The following is a 21,443-nucleotide window of genomic DNA, read 5'->3' as shown; positions in this document are numbered from 1 at the left end:
TTTGATGCTTAAAAATTAGCCTCTTTGAGTGTGTTTTCCTCTAAATGCCTGGAGCCCTTCATGACTCTTGAAGAAAAAATTACCGCCAGATAATAGGTGATAAAAAGGCTGATAAAGAGGTAAAACATGAACCAAGCCGGTATATTGAACAAAATGTCTGCTGCTAGACCAAAGGTCGTCAATGTGGCTGAAAAGAACAGTATAATGACGAGTGTTTGATTGACCCCGAAGCCGGCATCGATCAAGATATGGTGAATATGATTGCGGTCAGCGTCGAATACGGATTTGCCTTCAAAGAAGCGCCTGAGCATGATGCAGACAGTATCAAGAACAGGAATCGCGATAACCCATAAAGCTGTAACGGGCGAAATGATTCTTTCCTGGCCTTGTGAGGCAGAAATAATCAGCCAGCAAATGGTGAAGCCAAGCAACATGCTCCCTGCATCGCCTAGAAATACAGATGCTTTTTTCTTGCCGAATATGCGCAGGTTAAAAAGTAAAAAAGCAAGAACGGAAGGGATGATTAATAAAAGGGGTATGCTGATATTGCTGGAAGGAAATAGCGCTTCCAGTATGGCAAAAATAACAAAAATCAGCAAAGCCATACTGCCCGCCAAGCCATCTATGCCGTCAATCATGTTAAACGCATTGATTCCGCCGACCACTGCAAAGACTGTAAATACGGTCGAGAACGCGCCTAATTGGATTTCGCCGAAACCGAATAAATTATCCAGGCTGGTAATTTCATAGCCGGCCCATTTGATCATAATCAATGAAGCTATAATTTCTATAACTAACCGGATTTTAAAGCTTATGTTTTTGAAATCATCTGCAAGACCACATAAAATAATCAGTCCTGCCGCTGCAAGATAAGCTGTGTTTGCCTGCCCGATCAGATTCTGCATTGAGAAGACGCTGAGGTAGATTGTTAATCCGCCGATTAGCGGAATCTCTCCTTGATGTTTTTTTCGAGAATTTGGCTGGTCGGTTAGCCCCACTTTGGCGGCAATAGGCTTAAGCACTATGATGGCTAATAACGTCATGAAAAAACATAAAGTTACGCTATACCAAAATAAATGAGTATTAAACACTTAGGCTATTTCCTAGCTTTACTAAAATCGATATGTTCCAATTCAGAAGAGAAATTTTACTGTTATTGCTGCAGAAGCAGATTGTAATTTTCTTCTTAAGGGATCCTTTAAGTCATATTTTTATATGAATTTGCTTTCACACGCTCACTTGCACATGCCTATGCTCGTAGGCATTTCAATGGATATCCAATAGGGATGTTCTAAGAGGGTTTGAAATGTGTGACTTCCTAGTATTAAACAGTAAATATGGCATTTTTGTCAATTTTTGTTGAAAATTAATATATATAATAAATATAGCTTAATAAATTGATAATGCAAAAAAAACAGTGGATAATTCAATAGATTGGCTGGTTGCAGTGGGCTTCTGTTCTAAGGTAAGGAACAAAAATCTTTTCAATCAAAGGCTTCTAAACCCTAAAATCAGTTGATACTTGATAATCATCTTTCATTTAAGATTGTTGCTCCTTTGGGGCGAAGATGAAATATTAGGGTGAAGATGGCTAATGGGATGTTTTTATTAGTTGTCGCTATTTTATGAAGTAAGCGCATATTGCGAGCATTCAGATATGCTGCGTTTTCTAAATCCAGTTTTGTGTTGAATTTTATCTTGATCGGTGATGCCGGTTAAAAACTGAATTCATATAGCCTGTTTTGGGGCTCTTATATAATAACTGAACCAACAAAGTATTATTGGCATCCAGTCGGCAGGAAAATAAAATTTTAATCATCAAGGGTAAAAAATCATGAAAATTACTATCTTCGGCAGCGGTTATGTAGGGCTGGTGACCGGAACCTGTCTGGCGGAAGTCGGCAATGACGTCGTCTGCATGGATGTCGATGTCACCAAAATAGAAAAACTCAAACAAGGCATCATCCCGATTTATGAGCCCGGGCTGGAAGCCATGGTCCGCGAAAACCAGGCCGAGGGGCGGCTGCGGTTTACCTCCGATGTCAAGGAAGCCGTGGAACACGGCCTGTTTCAGTTCATCGCGGTCGGCACGCCGCCCGATGAAGACGGTTCGGCCGACCTGCAGTACGTGCTGGCGGTCGCGCGCAACATTGCCGAGCATATGGACGGCTACCGGGTCATTGTCGACAAATCGACCGTACCGGTCGGCACGGCCGACAAGGTCAAGGCGACGATGCAGAAAATCCTGGACAATCGCGGCCTGGACCTGGAGTTCGATGTCGTGTCCAATCCCGAATTTCTGAAAGAAGGCGATGCCTTGAGCGACTTCATGAAGCCCGACCGTATCGTCATCGGCACAGACAATCCCCGGACCGCCGAACTGCTTCGGGCCCTGTATGCGCCGTTCAACCGCAGCTACGAGCGCGTCATTACCATGGACATCCGCTCGGCGGAACTGACCAAATACGCGGCCAACGCCATGCTGGCGACCAAAATCAGCTTTATGAACGAACTGGCCAATCTGGCCGAACAGCTGGGCGCCGATATCGAGCATGTCCGGCAGGGGATAGGCTCCGACACGCGCATAGGCTACAGCTTTATCTATCCCGGCTGCGGCTATGGCGGCTCCTGCTTCCCGAAAGACGTCAAGGCGCTGGAGCGGACGGCCAAAGAATGCGGCTATCAGGCGGAACTGCTCAATGCCGTGGAGAACGTCAACAACCGCCAGAAGCACCGGCTGTTCGATAAGATCAATCAGCACTATCAAGGCGCTTTAAGCGGCAAGACCTTCGCCCTGTGGGGCTTGTCATTCAAGCCCAATACCGACGACATGCGCGATGCTCCTAGCCGGGTCGTGCTGGAAGCCTTGCTGGAGGCCGGCGCCACCATTCAGGCGTACGATCCGGAAGCGATGGACGAAGCGCGGCGCATTTATGGCGACAGGCAGGGATTGAGCTATTGCGATTCGCCCAAGGAGGTGCTGAAACAGGCCGATGCGCTGGTGATTGTGACGGAATGGAAGCAGTTCCGCAGCCCGGACTTTGATTTTTTAAGCCAGCAGCTGCAGGATAAAGTCATTTTCGACGGACGTAACATGTACGAGCCGCATCTGGTCCGGCGCAGCGGCTTGCAATATTACGCCATCGGCCGATGATCCCGTGATTTTTTGATGTATTTATTTGCGACAAGCTCATGACTTATTGCCCGCTGAGCGCTTTCATGCTGGCGGGCTTATGAGGAGTGCTCATCATTTTAATGCCGAGAATGCTGCCGGAGCGGTAGTTGACTAATGGCAAGGCTTGAGGTTGTCTTAAATAGACGTGTACTCGCCAAGTCGGCAAAGAGGGGGCTGGTTAACCCTTTGCAGTAATGCCAGCTTGGCGCTTACATATCCATAGAGTGTGTTAAAGGGCATTGGTTTGTAAAATACTGTCACGTCTTTGGGTAAGTGGCCTTTGTTGTCGATATCGGTCTTGTTTAATGTGGTGACTACAATGATGTCCATCGTGTCGAACCAAGGATCCTTTCTAATGGTATTTATCATTTCTAAACCGTCTACTCCAGATATACACAGATCAGTGATTAGAATGTCAGGAGAGTGTTTGGCGATTTCAACAAATGCGGATAATCCATCATTAACAAAGGAGAGATCGATGGGCATATTCGATTCCGCAACGGATTGTTCATAATGCTTTTGTAAGGACGAATTATCTTCTATGAGAAGGACGGATAGGTTCTTGGATTGATCAAAGAAGGTATTGGGTTGCTGTTGGTGGGTTTTCAGAAAGTCTTCGATGGAGCTGCCAAGAATCCGGCGATGGCCGCCTGCGGTTTTCCAGGCTTGCAGCACCCCTCTCTCAACCATTTTCTGCACGGTGCCTAATGACAATCCCAGCATTTCAGCAACCTCGCGCGTATTATAATAGGCGTCGCTTTCAAGGCTTGCGTTAAAATTAAGTTGTTTTTTGCTGGAGTCGAATTGTTTTTTCATAAACGGATCAAATTTAAATGCTTAAAAATAGTCGTCTACTAAGTATTGAGGTAGTAGGGATTGTCGTTGATTTCTATATTAAGCAAGAAAAATCTTTGCACTCACGGTAATTGGTTGTTTTTAGTGCCAGACTGCATGAGCTAGCAGATTATATTCTTATGGTATATTTGCTAGATTTTATAAAAATGGCATTGGATTGCATATACGTTATATTGCTTATTTCGCCGATTCAATTTTGATATTGCATATATTGCACGCAATGTGAGTGCTCGAAATATATAGTAGTTTTAGAGTATTAATTGAATCTTAAGGTAAGCAATGTTAGTACATTGTCCGTTGATTTAAATTGACTTGTATCGCAAAACGGCAATTTGTTCTTGACTATGTAAAATTTCTTCCTTGTAGGGGTTGGAAATATAAATGGTGTTGGAAAAAATTGATAAAATTGCAAAAATGCGAGATGAACGTGGTCTGTTGCTTTTGAAATTGTTTTCTGCTTGGGCTTGCTTTGGAGGGCTGGGGATGGGGTGGTGCCGTTTCTGTATTATTGCTGTCTGGTATGTAGTTTTTATCAATTTTTATAAATAAATAAAGAATATTAATTTTGTTTGTAAGGCATTTTTTATTGTCTTATAATCCTTATGAATTATTTATATGTATTGTTTTAGATGCTGGGTATATCAGACTCTTTCTTCACCGAATTGCTTAACGGTTCTTTGAGTAAAGTCGCACCCAAAAAACGCCGTAACCTGCTGATTGCAAGTGCAGTCGGCATTGTCATCGGAGCTATTGATAATATGGCTCTCCAAAAACTTAATGTACTCGGAATCGACTTTGTTCTGTCGGTACAATATTCATTTTTAGCCTTGACGGCAGTCGTCGTTGCATACTTCTTCTTGGTCTTCATCGGGTATGGTTTGGCTGAGTTCTTCATTTGGCGGAAAGATTGCAAAGATTATCTCGCCAAGCTAATGCGAGAGTCTCAAGAAGGGTTATACGAAGATTGGGCGGAATGCGAAGAGCTTCACCAAAGCAGCGCTAGAGCTCAATGGCTGAGCGACTGGTACGGGCCAATTGCTTTTTTTAAGCTTGCATTCGAGTTCGTCGCGCCTTTAGCAGCAGGGGCATTAGCTGTATACATGCTGCTGTTTTAATGCCTGTGTCTCCCGGTACCCGATTGGGCCTGCGCAAAGCCAAATTCTTAACCATGCTTTATATTTTCATAGTCGGAAAAATGCAAGGCTGAGCTTTGCAATCTAATAATCCATTGCTGTTTCTCGTGCGTCATGGATTCTGGTCTGGTGGGTGTGTATCTCGTAAGTGGGATTTCTTTAGTCGGTTAAGCTGCCTTCCAAAAAAGTCAAACAATTGGGTAGTTGCTTGCTTCGTCATTGTCCTGTCTGACATTACGCAAAGGTGGTTTCGTCCGGTTTGCCGCGCCGAGCACCGCGGCTTTTAGCGGAGGTTTCCTCGTTCCCGCGCTCCTGTGTGGGAACGCATACTGAGCTTGGATACGACGTGCTGCTCTCAAAGCTCGGTATCGGTTCCCACGCAGGCTGAGTTCATAAGCCCCGCATTTGGCGTTTCCCTATCTTCGTAGATACCGTCTTGTTGCCCATTATGCAAGCGCAAAATTGGGGTCGAAAGGTTTATTCGATTTCAGGATGGCAAAGGCGATATGGACGAGTTTGCGCATTGAAGCACAGGCGATGGCCATGCCATTCTTGCCGCGTGCAGCCAAGCGTTCGCGGAAAAGGCGGATGACGGGATTGTGTCTTCCCGCGACCACGGCGGGCATGTATAGCTTCGCGCGCAACATCGGATCACCCATCTTGGAAATGCGGGTTTTGCCTTTCCACTTGCCGGATTCGTTCAAGGCGGGATTGAGTCCAGCAAAGGCGACAGCTTGCTTGGCGGTGGTGAAGCCGTAGTGATCGCTCAAAGCGACCATGAGGTGGGCAGAGGAGGCTTCGCCGATGCCAGGAATCGTTTCCAGCAAAGCGCGCCGGTGCCTGAGATCAGGGTCTTGATCGATAAGACGTTGAACGCGTTCGCGTGTGGTTTTAAGCGCCTGCTCCAGATGTGCCAAGACGGCTCTGATGGATTCGGCAATCGTGGGGTCAGCCGTATCCAGTCTGTTTTTCTCCATTTGCTGCATTCCAGCAGGTCTTCGATCCGGCGTAATAAGGCTTGCAGTTCGCGGATATTGGCAGGTGGCGGCGTCCACAAAGGCGGTTTCTTTTCCTGGGCATACCGGGCGATCAGCTTGGCGTCAGCCTTGTCGGTCTTGATTCGGCTCAATTCGCTCTTGGCGAATCCCTTGATTCTGGCAGGATTGACGACAGCCACCGGATAGCCTGATTGGGCCAGGCATTCGGCCAGAGGGATGCTGTAGGCGCCAGTCGCTTCCATGCAAACCGAGGGCTTGACGCCGCCGAACGTCGTCAGCCAGACGATCAAAGCGGCAAAACCTTCCGGCGTGTTGTCGAATTTTTTATGCTTGTATTTGCCGTTCTCCAGGCGGGCAACATCGAATTTATGCTTGGCAATATCCACACCAACCGTCACTTGGGACATCTTTAAACACTCCAAAAAACTATATAAAATCAATAAGATCAATTTTAAGGCATACGCCTGGTTCAGCCTTAGATCATACAGGCTCTCCCGGCGAAACGGGGGCCTACGCATACCGTACGAACTTATGAGGCGGATGAGGGAAACGGAGAGCGAAATCTACGCAGCAGGCTCGAAGCCTCAGGGTACGCCCGGCTTCTCCGCTTCCCGCCCGGTGATCAGCCGGGGATTTTATCCCTAATTGGGTAAAATCGAGATATAAGGGTACGCATCGCGTACCTGTCCAGGGCTTTTCGGCACGCCACAAGTCCGGAAAGGTACGCGATGCGTACCCTACCGTGGATTTCGCCTTGATTTTGGCAAGGCAGCGGGGTAGGCTAGACTACTAAATCCGGCGTTTCGGCCGCCCCTGCCGGGTTTCCGCTAAAGCTCCAACCCAGCCTACACAGGCTGTTAAAAGCAAGTAACTCGCCCTAAACCGATTTGAATTCAACTTACTGCGTAACATCAGTTAGGAAGTTATTTCTCGCCTTACCCATATGATCAAATCGACAGTATTTAACGCCATTGGGTTTGATGAGTTGATGCAGTCCGCCGCCGTCATTAAGCTGCTTGTCTTTGGCTTCTGCTTGGCGTTGCACAGTGCGGTGTTGGTGAGTAGTTGTCTTGCCATGCAGTAACTTTTTTGCCGCTTTGGAGTTGCTGCAAAAATTGTCGAGTGTTACTGTATTTATTGTATTTCGTTGGACAATAAAAAACCCGCTAAGCCTTACAGCTTGCGGGTTTTTGTAGTTCTTTGCACTGCACGGAACCTAAATTTGGTACCGAGGGTCGGAATCGAACCGACACTGAGTCACCCCAATTGGATTTTGAATCCAACGCGTCTACCAGTTTCGCCACCCCGGCAAAGAGCTCATATTATAGATAAGCTTTTTTAGTCTTGTCCAGTTTATTTTTTAATTTTTTACCTGATGTTACGTACGCATCGATTTATGTGCTGTTTTAGTGCGCTATAGGTGAGAATTTATTCGCACTACAGAGGCCGGTACACGCAGGCGTTTGCCTTGGTCGAATACCCCACAAGGGACACAAGTAAATTCGATCCTACAACTGCATAACATCAGTTTTTTAAGTATATTCGTCAGCTCAAAACTGATAACATCGCGCGCCATGAAGAAAAGTGACTTTAATTACTATTTACCCGAACATCTGATCGCCCAAAAACCCTTGCCTGACCGCAGCGCCAGCCGTCTTTTATGCATGGACAGGGAGTCAGGCTGGATAGCCGATAGGCAGTTTGCCGATTTTATTGATTTGATCGGCGAGCGTGATCTGCTGGTCTTCAACGATACCAAGGTTATCCCGGCGCGGCTGTTTGGCAGGAAGCAAACCGGCGGTAAAGTCGAGGTTCTTGTCGAGCGCATTCTCGATGCCCATCATGCCATTGCCCATGTTCGGGCCAGCAAATCGCCGAAAGCGGGAGCGGTGATCGAATTGGATGAAGGCCATCGTTGCCTTGTGCTGGGCCGGGAAGGCGATTTGTTTCAACTGGAATTTCCGGAGGCGAATTTATTCGAATTGCTGGAACAAATCGGCCATATGCCGCTGCCGCCTTATATTACGCGCGCCGATGACGAATCCGATCTGACCCGCTATCAGACGGTTTTTGCCAGAGAGGCGGGCGCGGTCGCGGCGCCTACGGCAGGCCTGCATTTTGATCAGGCTATGATGGATAGGATCAAGACAAAAGGCGCGCAAACGGCTTTTGTGACCTTGCATGTCGGCAGCGGTACGTTTCAGCCGGTCAGGGTGGAGGACTTGTCGGAGCATTTGATGCACAAGGAGTTTTTCTCCGTGGCTTCAGATACTGTCGATGCGGTGCGTCAGACTCGGGAGCGGGGCGGCAGGGTCATCGCCATCGGCACGACAGCGGTCAGGGCTTTGGAATCGGCGTCCCGAAGCGGCCGGCTTGAAGCCGGTTTCGGCGATACGGATCTGTTTATTACGCCGGGCTATCAGTTCAAGTCCGTCGATGCGATGCTGACCAATTTTCATCTGCCTGAATCGACGCTGCTGATGCTGGTGTCCGCTTTTGCCGGTTATGAGTCTATTATGCAGGCTTATCGGCATGCCATCGATCAGTCATACCGGTTTTTCAGTTACGGGGATGCGATGTTTCTAGGGGAGGTTAAGGAACGTGTATAAGCTATCCTCCGTAAGTGGGCAGATGATTTTTCGGTGTAGATGCGGATAAATCCGCACAGTGCGAATACCCGCAAGGGGCACAAGTAAATTTGCACCTACGTTGCCGATTTATTTATGATTATTGCTAAGTATTTGTTATATAATGCGTTTTATATTGACTGCTCGTTAAGTAATGGCTAACAATCCCGATTTGATTTTTTCTCCCGGCGTTCCTCAAAAAGATAATCCATCCCTGGTCTGGTCCGGCCTGGCCGGTTGCGGCGATGCGCTGGCATTGACTTCCGCGATTAAAAACGAAAATCGCCTGTTTGTCATCGTGACGCCGGATAATCAGACGGCCTTGCGTCTAGAGCATGAGTTAGCGTTCTTTTTAGGAAGCGAGCATCCGATTCTGCATTTTCCCGACTGGGAGACGCTGCCTTACGACGTGTTTTCGCCGCTGCCGGAAATTATTTCGGAACGGCTGAAAACGCTGGCGCTGTTGCCGCAGGTCAAACGCGGCGCGCTGATCGTTTCGGTGACGACGCTAATGCACCGGCTGGCGCCGCGCGAGCATGTTTTGGCGCACAGTTTTGTGGTCAAGGTCGGCGATATTTTCAACCTGGAGCTGAACCGGATCAAGCTCGAAAGCGTCGGTTATCAATGCGTGCCGCAGGTTTTTCAGCATGCCGAATTTGCCGTGCGCGGTTCGATAGTCGACTTGTTCCCGATGGGCAGCAAGGTGCCGTTCCGGATCGAACTGTTCGACGAGGACATTGAATCGATCCGCACGTTTGATCCTGAAACCCAGCGCTCGCTGGAAAAAATAGAGCAGATCGAGCTGTTTCCGGCGCGCGAGTTTCCATTGACCGATGAGTCGATCAAACATTTCCGCCAGGCTTTCAGGGATTGTTTTCCCCAGGCTTCGCCTAAAAATAATTTGTATCTCGATGTCAGCAAAGGTATTACGCCGGGCGGCATCGAATATTATCTGCCGCTGTTTGTAGAGCAAACCGCAACTTTGTTCGATTATCTGCCCGCCTCGGCGACTTTGGTCATGCCCGCGGCTTTCGCCGATCTGTCGCAGGCTTTTTATGCCGAAGCCGAAGAACGTTTTCAGCAAAGAAAATACGACGTCGAGCGGCCATTGCTGGCGCCCGAGCTGTTGTTTCTGTCGGCGCAGGATCTGGTGCAAAAAACGGCCGCGTTTGCCCGCATTACCATTGAGAATCAGATTACCGTCGAGGGCAATCGGGTCGATTTCAACTGTCATGTGTTGCCGGATTTGACAATAGACGCCAAGCTGAAAGAGCCGGCACAGGCCCTTCAGCAGTTCGGCCGCGAGTTCGCAGGCAAAATACTGTTTGTGGCCGAGTCGGCCGGCCGCCGCGAAGGCCTAATCGAAAAGCTGAGGCAATATGGCATCAAGGTCAGACAGGTGGACAGCTGGCAGGACTTTCTGCGCAGCGAGACATCGCCGTGTATCGTGGTCGCGCCTATGGATCACGGCCTGTGGCTGGACAATCCGCCTATCGCCGTTATTACCGAAAGCCTGCTTTCCGGCGAGAAGGTGCAGCAGCGGCGCCGGCGGCGGAGATCGGCGGCCCGCGAGCTGGAAAATATCGTCAATAACCTGAATGAGCTGACGATAGGCTCGCCGGTCGTGCATCAGGAGCATGGCGTCGGCCGCTACATGGGGCTGCAGACGTTGGAAATCGGCGGCGTTCCGGCCGAGTTTCTGACGCTGGAATACGCCAATAACGATAAGCTGTATGTGCCGGTTTCGTCGCTGCATGTGATCGGCCGTTATACGGGCATGAGTCCTGAAGAAGCGCCCTTGCACAAGCTGGGCGGCGATCAGTGGAGCAAAGCCAAGAAAAAGGCCATCGAGCGCATCCGCGACGTCGCAGCCGAACTGCTGGAAATTCATGCCAAGCGGGCGATTAAACAGGGTCATGCGTTTGATGTCGATAATGTCGAATACCAGGCTTTTGCCGACGCCTTCCCGTTTGAAGAAACGCCGGATCAGCAAACCGCCATTGAAGCCATTCTGGATGATATGGCCAGCCCGCAGCCTATGGACCGCGTGATCTGCGGCGATGTCGGCTTCGGCAAGACCGAAGTCTCGATGCGTGCGGCTTTTATCGCCGTGCAAAGCGGCAAGCAGGTGGCCGTGCTGGTGCCGACAACCTTGCTGGCGCAGCAGCATTATCAGAATTTCAGGGATCGTTTCGCCGATTGGCCCGTGCGCGTCGAGGTCATGTCGCGGTTTGTGACGCCCAAGCAGCAGAAGGAAATCACGGACGAGCTGGAGCAGGGCAAGGTCGACATCGTGATCGGCACCCACAAGCTGCTGTCGAACGAGATTAAGTACAAGGCGCTGGGCCTGGTCATTATCGACGAGGAACACCGTTTCGGCGTGCGCCAGAAAGAGCACTTCAAAAAGCTTCGCAACGAACTGGACATGCTGACGCTGACCGCGACGCCGATTCCGCGCACGTTGAATATGGCCATGTCCGGCCTGCGCGATATTTCCATTATCGCCAGTCCGCCGCCGAACCGGCATGCCATTAAGACTTTTATCAGCGAATGGATAGATTCGCAGATCAGGGAAGCCTGCCTGCGCGAGATCAAGCGCGGCGGCCAGGTTTTCTTTCTGCATAACGACGTCAAGTCAATGGAGAAAATGGCACTGGAGCTCGGCAGGCTGGTGCCGGAAGCGCGCATCGAGATCGCGCACGGCCAGATGCCGGAGCGCGAGCTGGAACGCATTATGCTGGATTTCTACCACCAGCGTTTCAACCTGCTGATTTGCAGCACGATTATCGAAAGCGGCATCGACATTCCCAGTGCCAACACCATTATCATCAACCGCGCCGATAAGCTGGGCCTGGCGCAATTGCACCAGCTGCGCGGCCGGGTAGGGCGCTCGCATCACCGCGCTTATGCCTATTTCGTCGTGCCGCCCAAAACCTTGTTGAGTAAGGATGCGGTAAAGCGGCTGGAAGCGGTTGAAGCATCGGGCGATCTGGGCGCCGGCTTCATGCTGTCGTCGCACGATCTGGAAATCCGCGGCGCCGGCGAGCTACTCGGCGACGATCAAAGCGGCCAAATCCAGGAAATCGGCTTTACGCTGTATACCGAACTGCTGGAGCGCGCGGTCAATGCATTGAAATCGGGCAGACAGCCGGAGCTTGAAGCGCCGATGGATATGGGGCCGGAAGTCGATCTGCAGGCGCCGGCGTTGATACCGGAAGATTACCTGCCCGACATCCATGCGCGGCTGGTGCTGTATAAACGCATAGCCAGCGCCGAAACGCAGGAGGATCTGCGCGAGTTGCAAGTGGAAATGATAGATCGCTTCGGCCTGCTGCCGGAGTCGGTAAAAACCCTGTTCAGCGTTGCCGAATTAAAGCAGAAGGCCGAAAAACTGGGCATCAGGAAAGTCGAAGCCAGCGCAGCCGGCGGCCGCCTTGTTTTCAGTGCGCAGCCTGTTATCAATACCGAACAGCTGATCACCTTGATACAAACCGAGGCCCAGGTTTATAAATTCGACGGCGCCGATAAGCTGAGGTTTGTGAAAACGTTCGCTACGACGCAAGAAAAGCTGGAGTTTATTTCAGCGTTGCTGCAGCGATTGACGATTGACTAGGCGTGGGCGGTGTTTTATTTTCAGGCTGCCTTTCTCTCTACGGGAGAAGATGGGGGTGAGATGATTTGAAAAAGTCGGAAAGCTGTTTTAAAACTTGTGGGGCGGCTAAAGTCGCCCCCGCATTTTTTGCATAAGTCCTAAAACTATTACCGCGGCCTCTCCCTGGCTATTCGGCATGTTGTGCAGGAGTATTTAGGATCTAGCTAAAATTTACTTCCTGAAATCAGAATCCGGCATAGGATGTGCTGACCAAGAGTAGGCGCTTTAAGCGACACAGTGAAGCGCATCAATCGCGAACGATGCGCCTCCTGTCGTCGGCACATCCTATATTAATCAGGGAAATTATTTAGGGCCAAATCCTTACCCGTTGCTCATCCAATCATAACCCACTTTCGAGCGTTTTTAATTTATCAAGATAAGGGGATTTCAGTTTATAAATTTTGGCAGGCCGATAGGCACCCTGTCTGGATAATTGCCCCGCCACTTCTTCAATCACATCCATTTCCGCTATTTTTCGCCTGAAAGACACTTTATTGAGTTTTTCATTAAGACAAATTTCATAGATCTTTTGTAAAGTCGGCAAGGTAAACGTCTCGCCTGCTAAAAAACAGGGTAAAGAAGAATATTGCGCTTTATTCCTGATGCGGCTAATGGTAGTTTTTATAATTTTCGCATGATCGAAAGGCAGTTCCTTCACGTCATCAATGTCGGCCAATGATGCCAAAGGGGTATTCGCTGCTTCAATTACTTCCAGAGGCACCAAGGCAAAATAAACCACAGACACCGACCAGCCTCTCGGATCTCTGTATTTACCGGAAAAAGTTTCCAGTTGCTCCAGATAAGGCGGGCGTATGCCCATTTTAGTCTTTAAAACCCGTAGCGCACTGTCCAGACAGTCGTTATCTTCCTGCTCATGCACATACCCCCCGGGCAGCGCATAGTGATCTTGAAAGGGCGGGTTTTCACGTTTGAGCAACGCCACATGGAGGGTGCTGTTTTTTATGGTCAACAAGACCACATCAATGGTTTGGATGATGCTTGAGTTCATAATAGAAAAAACATAGTTAGTTTCATTTTTATACTAATTAAATAGTAAATATTGTCAACCTTAAGTGGGGCATTAATTTTTTATTGGATATTTAGTTGCAAATTGAAACTAAGTAAACTATGCTTATCCCAACTGCTAAAGGAGAGAGAGGCATAATGAAAAAGAACATTCAACTTGTCATTATTGACGCGCAAAATGACTTTTGCGATTTGCCGGAAGGCTACCGCCCGACGATTCAAGGCGTCAAATATACACCTTCGCTGCCTGTAACCGGCGCGCATCAGGATTGCCTGAGAATAGCCAGGCTGATTAACGAGGGCGGCGCAGGGATTACTGCGATCGAGGCTTTTATGGATACGCACCAGTATCTGGATATGGGGCACGTTTCTTTCTGGATGGATGTCGACGGCAATGCATTGACCGAGCCAGTCAGGATCACCTTGAATGATGTGATTGGAAAAAAATACCGTCCGCGTATGGTAGGCGCGACGGAAAAAGTCATGGCCTATTTTGCGCAGCTGGAAGCAGCAGGGATCGGAAGCATTTCTGTATGGCCGGTTCATTGCCAGATAGGGTCATTCGGCCACAACATACATGCCGATATCCTGGCCGCGTGCAGCGCATGGGAAAGCCGGCAATTGAAGCATGTCGATTATATCCAGAAAGGCGAAGACCCCTGGTCAGAACATTATTCGGCATTGCAAGCGGAAGTGGCAGATCCGGACAAACCTTCCACTTTACTGCGGTGGGCTTCCATTGATAAGTACCAATCGGCAGATCTGGTGCTTTTTACGGGCGAGGCGAGCAGCCACTGTGTCAGCAAGACTATTTGGGATGCGGTGAATAACCTCGGCATTGAATGCCGAAAAAAACTGGTGGTGCTGACGGATTGCATGAGCGCAATCCCGGGCTACGAAGCCAAAACGCAGGATACTTTCAACAATCTGGCGGCCATGGGGCTGCGGCTGGCTACTTCGGCAGAGATCCTGCCCGAATTAATGGCAAACAAATAACAAGAACATAAGGAAATAAACGGATGATAGTGAAGAGCCTGTTAGAAAACGATATGTACAAGTTCACCATGTGGCAGGCGATGCTGCATAAGAATCCTGGCGCTATGGCTAAATACAAATTCTTATGCCGAAGCAAGCCTGAATACCCATTGTCGCAATTGGCCGACGATCTCAATAAGGAATTGGATCACCTGTGCAGCCTGTCTTTTCAAAAGGATGAACTGGACTATTTGAGATCCTTGCAACTCTTTAGCAGCGATTTTATTGCCTTTCTCGCCATTTTCAGATTTCAGAGGGATTTTATCAGGGTCGCTGTAGATAAAGACGCATTGATGATCGATGCCGAAGGCCCGCAAATCCATATCATGGGTTTTGAAATATTTTGCTTATATATCGTTTCCGAGCTGTATTTCCGGCGCTTCGATCAGGCGGCATTGCTTCAGGAAAGCCGCAACCGGCTGCAGCGGAAAATCGGGCTGGTTAGAGATCATCAATTTAACAGAAAACATCCTTTTGAATTTTTCGATTTCGGATTAAGAAGGCGCTGGTCAGGGCTGTGGCAGGATGAAATGGTCCGGACATTAAAAGCCGAACTGCCCGAGTATTTTAAAGGGACCTCTAATGTTTATCTGGCAAAAAAATACGGTCTCACGCCGATCGGCACGATGGCGCATGAGTATCTGCAATCCTATCAGGCAAGTTCTTGCAATCTGCGTGATTTCCAGAAAAATGCCCTGGCCGATTGGCTGAAAGAGTTTAATGGCTCCCTGGCAACCGCACTGACGGACACGATCAGCATGGATGCTTTTTTGAATGATTTGGACCGGGCGCTTGCTGTCTCGTACGAAGGCTTGCGACATGACTCCTCATGCCCTTTCGAGTGGGGCGAAAAAGGGCTGGCGCATTACGCAAAACTGAATATTGATGCCAGCACCAAACGCTTAGTTTTTTCCGATGGCCTGGATTTTCAGCTGGCGTTGGAGTTATACGAGCACTTCGCCGACCGCATTAAAACCGGCTTCGGTATCGGTACTCATCTTACTAACGACGCTGGGATCAAGCCATTGAATATTGTCATGAAACTGATGAGCCTGAACGGCCGGCCCGTTGCCAAGCTGTCCGATGCGCCAGGGAAGACGCTCTGTGAAGATGACGTTTACGTGGCTTATCTGAAACAGGTCTTCAATTACGCCGCATAAATCAGGGGAAAAGGAATGATCAAGATTGCAATCAACCAAATGAATTCAACCGTTGCTGACTTTCAAGGCAATACGGCAACCATGATGGAAGCCATGAGACAAGCGGATCAAAGCAGAGCCGATTTACTGGTGTTCCCGGAATTGTCGGTATGCGGCTATTACCCTTACGACCTGATCGATGAACCTTTCTTCCAGGATCAATCAGAGCAGGCCTTGACGGATCTGCTGGCGTTTTCAGAACAGGTTCCGTCATTAACGACCATTGTCGGCACGGTCCGCAAAAACTCGGGTCAAGGCAAGCCTTTTTATAACGCCCTGGTGGCGATCAGAAACGGGGCCATTGCGACCGAGTATTACAAACAACTGTTGCCTACCTATAACGTCTTCGATGAAAGACGGCATTTTGAACCCGGCCCTGTGGCGCCTTGCGTCATCACAGTCGGCAACACCAAAATAGGGCTGATCATCTGTGAAGACGGCTGGAACGACAGCGAGACGGAATACAGGGAAAATCCCTTTAAACAGTTGATGGCGCAAAAGCCCGATCTGGTAGTCAGCATCAACGCCAGCCCGTCCAATATCGGTAAACGCGAGCAGCGCCATGACATCATGTCCAACGTGGCCGCGCGTTATGAATTGCCTTTGCTGTACGTGAATTCGGTGGGCGGACAGGACAGCCTGGTATTCGACGGAGCGTCATTTGCCATGGACCGGAGAGGGGCGCTTGTTTTTGAAGCGGCGCGTTTCAGCGCTACCCAGGAATACCTGGCTTTTGATGTCAAGGAAGCCGGCTTCCAGTCAGGCGCCGATGCCATTAAAGCGATGTCCGACAGCGAGTTGGCTTTTAATCAGATTGTATTGGGGCTAAGAGATTATGTGCGCCGGTGCGGCTTCAAGAAAGTGGTCGTCGGGTCCTCGGGCGGCATTGATTCGGCCTTGACGTTGGCTTTAGCGGCGGAAGCATTGGGGCCGGAGAATGTGGTGGCGATCACCATGTCTTCTGTTTTTTCAAGCGCGGGCTCGGTAACGGATTCCGAAGCGCTGTGCAGCAACCTGGGTATTGAGTTGATTGTCCACCCCATCAAGACTTTGGTGGAGCAATATGCCAGGGATTTCAGTTCGGCTTTTGCCAGGACCTTGAAAGGTCTGACTTTGGAGAATCTGCAAGCCCGTATTCGTGGTACCATTTTAATGGAGTATTCCAATGAATTCGGGGCTTTGTTGTTATCAACAGGCAATAAATCCGAGATATCCGTCGGTTATTGCACGTTGTATGGCGACACCAACGGCGGTTTGAACCTGATCGGTGATTTGTATAAAACGGAAGTTTATCGTTTATCCCGATATATCAATGACCGAGCGGGGCGTGAAATGATACCTGCGGACATTATCACCAAAGAACCTTCTGCAGAGCTGGCGCCTGACCAGAAAGATACGGACAGCTTGCCGCCTTATGAGGTTTTGGATGAAATTTTGAAGTATATAATTGAAGGCAAGCAATTATCCAAAACTGAGTATCAACGGGTAAAATCTTATGTGGATCAGATCAATGAAACAAATCAAGGGCTGGTCAATAAGATTACAAAAATGATTGCGCGGAATGAATACAAACGTTTTCAGGCGCCGCTGATCATCAGGATTCGGGCAAGAGCGTTCGGCAACGGCAGGCAAATGCCAATCGCAGCAAAATATTAAAAAATACATACGCATGAAAAAGAAATTTAAAGTAGCCGTTGTGATCGGCCGCCATCAGATCTCTCACGTCGGGCATGAATTATTAAAGCGCAAGGCGTTGGAAATTGCGGAACAGGTGATCATTATCATCGGCTCATCCTTCCAGTCGCGGAATCCAAGAAATCCGTTTAAATGGACAGAGCGCCGGGAAATGATACTTTCGACATTATCAGAAGAAGACAGGGCGCGCACAGTCTGTGTCCCTATCCGTGATTACTATAATGATGAGCGCTGGAATACCGAAGTCAAAAGGATTGTCGGCGAATACGCCGCTCAGGATATTGCGCTCGTCGGTCATAAAAAAGAAACGGATATCGATACGTATTATCTGGATAACTTCCAGGAATGGAGTTACCTTCCGGTTGAATCGGATATCAAAATAGATGCCTCGGAGTTGAGGTCCATCTATTTTGAAGCGGAAGATGTTGACGTGTCGCTTTCAGCGATATCCGACTGGATACTGCCGCCTGTTAAACAGTTTCTGAAGGCGTGGTCGCTGAGAGCCGAGTACCGCGAGCTGGTGAAAGAATATAAACAAGTGAAGCATGAGCAGGACTTATGGCGCGGAAGCCCTTATCCCGTTATTTTCAGTACCGCTGATGCCGTCGTTAAAATAAATAATTCCGTATTATTGGGCAAAAGAAAGCATTGCCCGGGCAAGGGATTGTGGGCTCTGCCTGGCGGGTTTGTCGAAAAAGATGAACGCGTTTTTACAGCGGCCCTGAGAGAGCTGAAAGAAGAGACGCAGATAGGTCTGATGCCTGTAACGCTGATCAATGACTTTAAAGCCGTTAAAGTGTTTGATCATCCCAAACGGTCCTGTCGCGGACGCGTGATTACCCACGCTCACTTCTTTGATTTGAGAGGCGCCAAGTTTCCGGCTATTAAAGCCGCCGATGATTTGGAAGAGGTGACCTGGATAGCGATCGATCAGCTCAATGATATGGAAGAGCTGTTTTTTGAGGACCACTTTCACATCCTGAATGAGTTTCTAGGTTTGCGTTGAAAAAATAATACGCCTCGCCTGATTTTGGTTACTCGAGGCTGGGCGGCAGTTTTTCTGCATGGCAGTTGCTTCCTTGATATCGCCATGCAATCATTGCCGCCCCTTACCATTGATGTAAGGGTGAGGTGAAATTGTCCGCGCGAACGGAAATATTGTCGCTGATATACGTCCGGCTCAGGTGAAACCTTTTCTTTAGTGTCCCGTGCGGGTATCGGGAAAGGGAAGATATTGGTGGCGCCGAAGCAATCGGCATTGACTTTTATCGGCAATCCAATAACATTGGCCGGATATGGAGAAAATGGTATAAACGGCAAAACTGGCATCGGCCGTTTATAGGCGGACGTTCAGTATTGGATGCATCTTTGTTTCAGGAATAAAAACAAACATGGCGGTTACACAAAAAAATCGGAAGATTCAGGTCTTTACCTCGCTTGGTGAAGATACCTTACTGTTTTACCAGATGCACGGCCGGGAGGGCTTGAGCGAGCCGTTCGAGTATCGCGTGGATCTGGTCAGCGAAGACCGGGCCATCGACCCCAAAAAAATCCTGGGCGAACCCATCGTCATTAGGCTGCAGCTGGAGACCGGCAACTGGCGCTACTTTCACGGCTATATCAGCCGCTTCGGGCAAGGCAGCGACCTGAATGGCTTGGCCTGTTACCACGTCGCAGTCCAGCCCTGGCTGTGGTTTCTGACCCGCACCTCCAACTGCCGGATCTTCCAGAACCAATCCGTGCCCGAGATTATCAAGCAAGTCTTTCAGGACCACGGCTTCAGTGACTTCAAAGTAAAGTTGAGCGGCAGCTATGCCACGCGCGAATATTGCGTGCAATACCGCGAGACGGATTTCAACTTTGTCAGTCGGCTGATGGAAGACGAAGGTATTTACTATTATTTCAGCCATGAAAAGGACAAGCATTACCTGGTCCTGGCCGACTCCGGCAATGCCCATGATCCGTTTCCGGGCTATGACAGCATCCCTTACCATGTCGACACCGGCTCGACGGACCGTACCCGCAAGGACCACATTCAGGCCTGGTCCTTCATGCACGAAGTCCAGCCGGGCGCCTATGAACTGACCGATTACGACTTCAAGAAGCCGAAAGCCGACCTGCGGGTCAAAGCCCTGCTCATGGAGTCCCATGCACGGGCCGGCTATGAACTCTTCGATTACCCCGGCCGCTACACGGAAACCGGCATCGGCGACAATTTCGTCCGCCAGCGCATCGAGGAACAGCATGCCCGCTTCGAACGCGGCGAGGGCAGAGGCAACGCCCGCGGCCTGGCGGTCGGCTGCCGGTTCAAGCTGAAAGAATTTCCGCGCCAGGACCAGAACCGCGAATACCTGGTGATTTCGGCCAATTACCGCCTGCAACTGGATGAATACGGGTCCTCCGGAGCCGCCGCCGGCGAAGACAAGCTCTTTGACTGCAGCTTTACCGTCCAGGACAACAAGCGGCCTTACCGCACCCCGCGCAGCACACCAAAACCCCATATTCAAGGTGCGCAGACCGCCTTCGTAGTGGGGCCTGCCGGCGAGGAAATCTATACTGACCAATACGGCCGGGTGAAGGTCCAGTTCCACTGGGACCGCTACGGCAAGGCCGACGAAAACAGCTCCTGCTGGGTGCGGGTGTCGCAGCCCTGGGCCGGCAAGAGCTGGGGCATGATCGCGCTGCCCCGCATCGGCCAGGAAGTACTCGTCGACTTCCTGGAAGGCGATCCCGACCAGCCCATCATCAGCGGCCGCGTGTACAACGACGGTTCGATGCCGCCGTACAAACTGCCTGACAACGCCCACATCAGCACGATCAAGACCAACTCCACCAAAGGCGGAGACGGCTTCAACGAACTGCGCTTCGACGACAAAAAAGGCGAAGAACAGGTGTTTATCCATGCCGAGCGCAACCTGGATGTGCGCGTTAAGAACGACAGCCTGGAATGGATCGGCAACGAGCGGCATCTGATCGTCAAAAAAGACCTGCTGGAGCAAATCGACGGCGACCGGCATTCAACGATCAAAGGCGACAGCAACGCGGCGGTGGTCGGCAGCCTTTCCCTCAAGGTCGATCAGGACATGCAGGAAAAAGTGGGCATGAAGCACGCGCTCGACGCCGGCCAGGAAATCCACTTGAAGGCCGGCATGAACGTCGTCATCGAGGCCGGCGCCAGCATTACCCTGAAAGCCGGCGGCGGCTTCATTGTCGTCGGGCCTTCCGGTGTGACGATCTCCGGCACGCCGGTCCTGATCAACAGCGGCGGGTCGGCCGGATCGGGTTCGGGCTGTGCGCCGGATGCGCCCAAAGCGCCCAAAGAAGCCGACCAGGACAAGGCCGGTCAGGTCAATGAAGCCAAAGCCGCCTCGCGGCCGCCCAAACCGACCGTCTACGGCCCCTCTGCTCAGGTACTGAAAGAAGCCGCACAGAACGGCGCCCCTTTCTGTGAAAAGTGCGCGGAAGCGGCCGCGGGCAATAAAGCTTGAGGGCCGCGAACATGACGATTACTCTGCAGAAAGCCGAACTTTTACAGAAAAACCTGATGCGCCAGCTGTTCGACAGCCCGAACCTGCAGGCCTACGCCATTCTGGACGGCGCCTCCAATCCGGCGCTGCTCGATCATCTGTATGACGAGCGCCCCGAATTCGCCTGCCTGTACCGCGGCGAACTGGCGCCGGACATCGCCGAATGCGCGCCGTATCTGGTTCGGCTGGAACTGGGCACGGCGTTTACCGAGTGGGTGACGGGGCAGGGCTGGGGCAGGCACTGGGGCATATTCGCAGTCGCCGACTGCGACTTTCGCACCTTGCATCGGCATTTGCGCAAGCTGAACATGGTCTACGACCGGGAACTCCATAAATCTTTGTTGTTTCGTTACTACGATCCGCGCGTGCTGAGCACTTTTTTGCCGACCTGCAATGCCGAGCAGAGCGCCGAGTTTTTCGGACCGGTGAAAACCTGGTTCGCTGAAACAAACGAGGGCAAGAACCTGGCCAGTTTTTTTCGGGACAGACAAAATTTACTCATGGATACGTTAACCTGAACA

General features: G+C 50.2%; 16 protein-coding genes and 1 tRNA gene. 11 read left to right on the top strand and 6 right to left on the bottom strand.

What is annotated here, in order from left to right:
- Positions 1-8 precede the first annotated feature (8 nt).
- Positions 9-1,091 (bottom strand): UDP-N-acetylglucosamine--undecaprenyl-phosphate N-acetylglucosaminephosphotransferase, encoded by a 1,083-nt coding sequence (gene wecA, locus ACTNE6_RS12160; RefSeq protein WP_442496908.1) that lies wholly within the window; start codon positions 1,089-1,091, stop codon positions 9-11.
- Between the two features lie 743 nt (positions 1,092-1,834).
- On the opposite strand from wecA, the gene ACTNE6_RS12155 reads away from it, so the two are divergent.
- Positions 1,835-3,154 (top strand): UDP-glucose dehydrogenase family protein, encoded by a 1,320-nt coding sequence (locus ACTNE6_RS12155; protein WP_442496907.1) that lies wholly within the window; start codon positions 1,835-1,837, stop codon positions 3,152-3,154.
- 156 nt (positions 3,155-3,310) lie between these two features.
- On the opposite strand, the gene ACTNE6_RS12150 is transcribed toward ACTNE6_RS12155, so the two are convergent.
- On the bottom strand, positions 3,311-3,991 hold the full coding sequence (locus ACTNE6_RS12150; protein WP_442496906.1) for a helix-turn-helix domain-containing protein: 681 nt from the start codon (positions 3,989-3,991) through the stop codon (positions 3,311-3,313).
- 420 nt (positions 3,992-4,411) lie between these two features.
- Here ACTNE6_RS12150 and ACTNE6_RS12145 point away from each other — a divergent pair, with 420 nt between their 5' ends.
- Entirely contained in the window at positions 4,412-4,579 is a 168-nt protein-coding gene (locus tag ACTNE6_RS12145; protein WP_194972239.1) for a hypothetical protein, read from the top strand.
- Positions 4,580-4,659: 80 nt separating this feature from the next.
- The gene (locus ACTNE6_RS12140; protein WP_442496905.1) at positions 4,660-5,145 is read left to right on the top strand and encodes a hypothetical protein; all 486 of its coding nucleotides are present in this window, start codon (positions 4,660-4,662) and stop codon (positions 5,143-5,145) included.
- 464 nt (positions 5,146-5,609) lie between these two features.
- Here ACTNE6_RS12140 and ACTNE6_RS12135 read toward each other — a convergent pair whose 3' ends face one another.
- From ACTNE6_RS12135 to ACTNE6_RS12125, 3 genes are all read right to left on the bottom strand, one after another.
- Positions 5,610-5,942, bottom strand: coding sequence for a transposase (locus tag ACTNE6_RS12135; RefSeq protein ID WP_442496904.1), 333 nt, complete (start codon positions 5,940-5,942; stop codon positions 5,610-5,612).
- Positions 5,930-6,568 carry an IS110 family transposase gene (locus ACTNE6_RS12130; RefSeq protein WP_442496903.1) on the bottom strand — a complete coding sequence of 213 codons (639 nt, stop codon included), beginning with the start codon at positions 6,566-6,568 and terminating at the stop codon, positions 5,930-5,932. Before ACTNE6_RS12130 ends, ACTNE6_RS12135 begins: the two co-directional genes overlap by 13 nt.
- Positions 6,569-7,384: 816 nt before the next feature.
- Positions 7,385-7,471: transfer RNA gene (locus tag ACTNE6_RS12125), tRNA-Leu, on the bottom strand.
- Positions 7,472-7,735: 264 nt separating this feature from the next.
- Here ACTNE6_RS12125 and queA point away from each other — a divergent pair.
- Together queA and mfd are read left to right on the top strand one after the other, a co-directional pair.
- Positions 7,736-8,770, top strand: a complete 1,035-nt coding sequence (gene queA / locus ACTNE6_RS12120) for a tRNA preQ1(34) S-adenosylmethionine ribosyltransferase-isomerase QueA (RefSeq protein ID WP_442496902.1) — start codon at positions 7,736-7,738, stop codon at positions 8,768-8,770.
- 172 nt (positions 8,771-8,942) lie between these two features.
- Positions 8,943-12,401 (top strand): transcription-repair coupling factor, encoded by a 3,459-nt coding sequence (gene mfd, locus ACTNE6_RS12115; protein ID WP_442496901.1) that lies wholly within the window; start codon positions 8,943-8,945, stop codon positions 12,399-12,401.
- Positions 12,402-12,780: 379 nt separating this feature from the next.
- On the opposite strand, the gene ACTNE6_RS12110 is transcribed toward mfd, so the two are convergent.
- Positions 12,781-13,449 carry an NUDIX hydrolase gene (locus ACTNE6_RS12110; protein WP_442496900.1) on the bottom strand — a complete coding sequence of 223 codons (669 nt, stop codon included), beginning with the start codon at positions 13,447-13,449 and terminating at the stop codon, positions 12,781-12,783.
- Between the two features lie 155 nt (positions 13,450-13,604).
- Between ACTNE6_RS12110 and ACTNE6_RS12105 the strand changes: the two genes are divergently transcribed.
- The 6 genes from ACTNE6_RS12105 to ACTNE6_RS12080 all read left to right on the top strand — a co-directional run bounded on the left by ACTNE6_RS12105 (position 13,605) and on the right by ACTNE6_RS12080 (position 21,440).
- Positions 13,605-14,462, top strand: a complete 858-nt coding sequence (locus ACTNE6_RS12105) for a hypothetical protein (RefSeq protein WP_442496899.1) — start codon at positions 13,605-13,607, stop codon at positions 14,460-14,462.
- Between the two features lie 23 nt (positions 14,463-14,485).
- On the top strand, positions 14,486-15,661 hold the full coding sequence (pncB, locus tag ACTNE6_RS12100; RefSeq protein ID WP_442496898.1) for a nicotinate phosphoribosyltransferase: 1,176 nt from the start codon (positions 14,486-14,488) through the stop codon (positions 15,659-15,661).
- A gap of 15 nt (positions 15,662-15,676) precedes the next feature.
- Positions 15,677-17,356 (top strand): NAD+ synthase, encoded by a 1,680-nt coding sequence (locus ACTNE6_RS12095; protein ID WP_442496897.1) that lies wholly within the window; start codon positions 15,677-15,679, stop codon positions 17,354-17,356.
- A 13-nt stretch (positions 17,357-17,369) separates the two neighbouring features.
- Complete coding sequence (locus tag ACTNE6_RS12090) at positions 17,370-18,401, top strand: NUDIX domain-containing protein (RefSeq protein ID WP_434484766.1); 1,032 nt, start codon at positions 17,370-17,372, stop codon at positions 18,399-18,401.
- Between the two features lie 385 nt (positions 18,402-18,786).
- Positions 18,787-20,883, top strand: a complete 2,097-nt coding sequence (locus tag ACTNE6_RS12085) for a type VI secretion system Vgr family protein (protein ID WP_442496896.1) — start codon at positions 18,787-18,789, stop codon at positions 20,881-20,883.
- Between the two features lie 11 nt (positions 20,884-20,894).
- Positions 20,895-21,440 carry a DUF4123 domain-containing protein gene (locus ACTNE6_RS12080; RefSeq protein WP_442496895.1) on the top strand — a complete coding sequence of 182 codons (546 nt, stop codon included), beginning with the start codon at positions 20,895-20,897 and terminating at the stop codon, positions 21,438-21,440.
- Positions 21,441-21,443 lie beyond the last annotated feature (3 nt).

The sequence above is a fragment of the Methylobacter sp. sgz302048 genome, from assembly GCF_052162025.1.
Classification (GTDB): Bacteria; Pseudomonadota; Gammaproteobacteria; order Methylococcales; family Methylomonadaceae; genus Methylobacter.
Note: the sequence above shows the minus strand (reverse complement) of the source record. Positions and strands in the feature narration are given on the sequence as shown.

Coding starts and splice junctions, on each gene's coding strand:
- ACTNE6_RS12085 (WP_442496896.1), top strand. CDS start 18,787: ATGGCGGTTACACAAAAAAATCGGAAGATTCAGGTCTTTACCTCGCTT.
- ACTNE6_RS12095 (WP_442496897.1), top strand. CDS start 15,677: ATGATCAAGATTGCAATCAACCAAATGAATTCAACCGTTGCTGACTTT.
- ACTNE6_RS12135 (WP_442496904.1), bottom strand. CDS start 5,942: ATGGTCGCTTTGAGCGATCACTACGGCTTCACCACCGCCAAGCAAGCT.
- ACTNE6_RS12105 (WP_442496899.1), top strand. CDS start 13,605: ATGAAAAAGAACATTCAACTTGTCATTATTGACGCGCAAAATGACTTT.
- ACTNE6_RS12140 (WP_442496905.1), top strand. CDS start 4,660: ATGCTGGGTATATCAGACTCTTTCTTCACCGAATTGCTTAACGGTTCT.
- ACTNE6_RS12090 (WP_434484766.1), top strand. CDS start 17,370: ATGAAAAAGAAATTTAAAGTAGCCGTTGTGATCGGCCGCCATCAGATC.
- ACTNE6_RS12110 (WP_442496900.1), bottom strand. CDS start 13,449: ATGAACTCAAGCATCATCCAAACCATTGATGTGGTCTTGTTGACCATA.
- pncB (WP_442496898.1), top strand. CDS start 14,486: ATGATAGTGAAGAGCCTGTTAGAAAACGATATGTACAAGTTCACCATG.
- ACTNE6_RS12130 (WP_442496903.1), bottom strand. CDS start 6,568: ATGTCCCAAGTGACGGTTGGTGTGGATATTGCCAAGCATAAATTCGAT.
- ACTNE6_RS12155 (WP_442496907.1), top strand. CDS start 1,835: ATGAAAATTACTATCTTCGGCAGCGGTTATGTAGGGCTGGTGACCGGA.
- queA (WP_442496902.1), top strand. CDS start 7,736: ATGAAGAAAAGTGACTTTAATTACTATTTACCCGAACATCTGATCGCC.
- ACTNE6_RS12080 (WP_442496895.1), top strand. CDS start 20,895: ATGACGATTACTCTGCAGAAAGCCGAACTTTTACAGAAAAACCTGATG.
- ACTNE6_RS12145 (WP_194972239.1), top strand. CDS start 4,412: ATGGTGTTGGAAAAAATTGATAAAATTGCAAAAATGCGAGATGAACGT.
- mfd (WP_442496901.1), top strand. CDS start 8,943: ATGGCTAACAATCCCGATTTGATTTTTTCTCCCGGCGTTCCTCAAAAA.
- ACTNE6_RS12150 (WP_442496906.1), bottom strand. CDS start 3,991: ATGAAAAAACAATTCGACTCCAGCAAAAAACAACTTAATTTTAACGCA.